3 protein-coding genes are annotated in these 3,012 nt (G+C 74.4%); 2 read left to right on the top strand and 1 reads right to left on the bottom strand.

What is annotated here, in order from left to right:
- Positions 1 to 69: 69 nt before the first annotated feature.
- Positions 70 to 858 carry a S1 family peptidase gene (locus ACFU7Y_RS42370; RefSeq protein WP_380771765.1) on the bottom strand — a complete coding sequence of 263 codons (789 nt, stop codon included), beginning with the start codon at positions 856 to 858 and terminating at the stop codon, positions 70 to 72.
- Between the two features lie 141 nt (positions 859 to 999).
- Between ACFU7Y_RS42370 and ACFU7Y_RS42365 the strand changes: the two genes are divergently transcribed.
- Together ACFU7Y_RS42365 and ACFU7Y_RS42360 are read left to right on the top strand one after the other, a co-directional pair.
- Entirely contained in the window at positions 1,000 to 1,824 is an 825-nt protein-coding gene (locus tag ACFU7Y_RS42365) for an EI24 domain-containing protein (RefSeq protein WP_380771763.1), read from the top strand.
- A 538-nt stretch (positions 1,825 to 2,362) separates the two neighbouring features.
- Positions 2,363 to 3,010 carry a transglycosylase SLT domain-containing protein gene (locus ACFU7Y_RS42360; RefSeq protein WP_224282356.1) on the top strand — a complete coding sequence of 216 codons (648 nt, stop codon included), beginning with the start codon at positions 2,363 to 2,365 and terminating at the stop codon, positions 3,008 to 3,010.
- Positions 3,011 to 3,012 lie beyond the last annotated feature (2 nt).

Genomic DNA, 3,012 nt, shown 5'->3' with positions numbered 1-3,012 from the left:
CCACCTGCGGGAGTGGTGGCCGGCCCCGCCGGACCGGTTCGGCCGGCCCCTCGGCCCCTGCGGGTCGACTCAGAGGCCGGCCGCCGCCGAGGCGATGGCCGCCGCGTACGTGCTCACCTGGGTGTAGACGCCCGGGTAGCCCGCGCGGGCGCAGCCGTTGCCCCAGCTGACGATGCCGACCTGGATCCAGCGGCCCGCCGCGTCCCGGCGGATCATCGGGCCGCCCGAGTCACCCTGGCAGGTGTCGACGCCGCCCTGGGCGACGTAGCCCGCGCAGAGCGAGCCGGCACTGTTCAGGCCCGGGTAGGCACCGGCGCAGGTGGCGTCGTCGACGAACGGCACGGTGGCCTTGAGCAGGTACCGCTGCTGGGCACCGCCCTCGCTCGCGGCGCCCCAGCCCATGATGGTGAAGGTGCCGTTGTCGTAGGCGGTGGAGGTGGCGATCGGCAGGGTGCTGACCAGGCTGCTGTTCACCGGCGAGGCCAGCTTGATCAGCGCCCAGTCGTCGCCGTTCTCGGCGCCGGTGAAGGCCGGCGACTGGTAGACGTACGAGGAGCGGACCTTGATCGCGGTGCCGCTGCGCAGGTCGACCGCCCCGAAGGTGGCGGTGATGCTGCTGTCCGGGCCGGTGCCGTCGACGCAGTGGGCGGCGGTGAGCACGATCTGCGAGGTGTAGAGCGCGCCGCCGCAGCCCATCGAGAGCCGCGCCATGAACGGGAACTCGCCCTGCGCCGCCCGCGCGCCGCCGACCACGCCGGGGGACGGTGCGGGCGATGCGGCGGCGGGCAGCACGAGCAGGCCGGCGCCGAGCACCAGACCGGCCAACAGGCTCATCAGTCTGCCGAGTTGACGCTTCATCGGACTCCTCCTTGACAGGTGGGGACCACCGAGAGTGGCCCGGCGGGCGCCGTGGCAGGAAGGACCGGGCCTTGCCGGTCGAAACTGGCAGGAACACGGCAATGCGGGGTTCCGGGCACGGAGGCCCTAGGGTGATCGCCCATGCGAGATCTTGTGGCGGGGACGAAGTACCTGGTCGAGGGCCAGAAATGGGTGGGCCGGCACGGTCGCTGGTGGGGCTTCGGGATGCTGCCGGCCCTGCTCACGCTGGTCGGCTACGTCGTCGCGCTCGCCTTCCTCGGCGCCTGGTCCCTGGATCTCGCGGACTGGGTCACCCCGTTCGCCGACCACTGGTCGTCCCCCTGGCGGGGCCTGCTGCGCGACACGCTCGCGGCGCTCTTCTTCGGCGGCGGCCTGCTGCTCTCCCTGCTCACCTTCACCGCCGTCACCCTGCTGGTCGGACAGCCCTTCTACGAGGCGCTCTGCGCCAAGGTCGACGAGACCGAGGGCGACGCGCCCACCCCGCCGGACACCTCGCTCTGGCGGGAGCTGCTGATCGCGGTGCGCGACAGCGTGTACGTGCTGGCGCGGGTGGCCGCGTTCGGCGTGGTGCTGTTCGCCTGCGGATTCATCCCGGTGGTCGGGCAGACGGTGGTCCCGGTGCTCGGGTTCCTGGTGTCCGGCTTCTTCCTGACCGTCGAGCTGACGGCCGTCGCCCTGCAGCGGCGCCGGGTGCCGCAGCCGGAGCGGATCCGGCTGCTGCGCGCCCGGCTCGGGCTGGCCCTGGGCTTCGGCACGCCGCTGGTGCTGGCCTTCCTGGTGCCGCTGGTCACGGTGTTCGCCATGCCGGGGGCCGTCGCCGGCGCCACCCTGCTGGCCCGCGACCTCGTCCCGACCGCACCGGAGGAGGAGGAGCAGGGCCCGGCCTCCGACTTCGCCGCCACCCCCGCGCGGCCCGTCCCGGGCAACCCGTACGCGACCCCCTGAGGCCGTCACCGTCCGGTCACGCTGCGCCGACCTCGCCCCCGCATGCGTGTGAGCCCGCCCACAGGGGGATCGCCATCCACGATCGCCGGTAGTGGACGGGCACCCCCGGACGCCCGCCCCGGCGCCGCCGAGGCGCCCCGGCCGGACCGCCCGCGGCCTCACCCCACCTGAAGAACACAGGCCACCACGGTTGCCGCCCTTTCGATCCGTCGCCGCCGCCCCAGCCTCGACCCCCAGTGCGCAATCCGGACAAATACCGCCAAGTCGACCATCGAGGCCCGCCGCGGCCGCCCCGCACCCACGATCCCGCGTAGTAGTGGACGCCTTTGCCACCCGCTCCCGGCCCTGCCAAGAATGGCCCGTCGCCAGGCAGCGCGGCCGGCCACCTCCGCCGCGCAGCCCGTCCGCCCCGCCGCTTCCGCCGGGGCGCCACGGTCGTCCAGGGCGGCCGCACGGGCCCCGCTCCCCCGGAGCCCACGCGATGCCCCCGCCCCGGTGCCACCGGCCCGGCCCCCGACGGAGAAGGATCGTCCGCTTCATGCAGCTCAGCCATGCCCGCCGCAACTCCCTGATCACCGGCGTCACCACCCTCGTGGTCGCGAGCGCCGCCACCGCCGCCCTCGCCATCCCGCAGGCAGGGCACACCACCGAGGCCGCCCCCGTGGCCGCCGTCTCGGTGGACGGCAAGCCGGTCGCCGGCCAGGGCCAGGCCGACACCGCTGCCGCTGCCGCCGCCGAGCAGGCCGCCCAGGAGGCCCAGGCCAAGGCCGAGGCGGACGCCGCCGCCCAGGCACAGGCCGAGGCCCAGGCCCAGGCGGACGCCAAGGCCAAGGCCGACGCCGAGGCCGCCTCCCGCTCCCAGGAGCGCCAGAACCTCACCGCCGCGCCGACCGGCTACTCCGGCACCCCGCAGCAGATCGCCGCGCAGATCGTGCCGGCCGGCCAGCTCCAGTGCTTCAGCAACATCGTGTTCCGCGAGAGCAGCTGGAACCCGCTCGCGGTCAACGCCTCCTCCGGCGCCTACGGCCTGGTCCAGGCCCTGCCCGGCTCCAAGATGGCCTCGGCGGGCGCCGACTGGCGCACCAACCCGGCCACCCAGATCAAGTGGGGCCTGAACTACATGAACACCCGCTACGGCAGCCCCTGCGCCGCCTGGTCGTTCTGGCAGGCCCACCACTGGTACTGAGC

The sequence above is a fragment of the Kitasatospora sp. NPDC057542 genome (genome assembly GCF_042801945.1).
Taxonomy (GTDB): Bacteria; Actinomycetota; Actinomycetes; order Streptomycetales; family Streptomycetaceae; genus Kitasatospora.
The sequence above is the reverse complement of the archived record's forward strand: the minus strand, read 5'-3'. Positions and strand labels throughout refer to the sequence as shown.

Excerpts from the sequence above, each read along its gene's own strand:
- ACFU7Y_RS42370 (WP_380771765.1), bottom strand. The coding sequence starts at position 858 with ATGAAGCGTCAACTCGGCAGACTGATGAGCCTGTTGGCCGGTCTGGTG.
- ACFU7Y_RS42365 (WP_380771763.1), top strand. The coding sequence starts at position 1,000 with ATGCGAGATCTTGTGGCGGGGACGAAGTACCTGGTCGAGGGCCAGAAA.
- ACFU7Y_RS42360 (WP_224282356.1), top strand. The coding sequence starts at position 2,363 with ATGCAGCTCAGCCATGCCCGCCGCAACTCCCTGATCACCGGCGTCACC.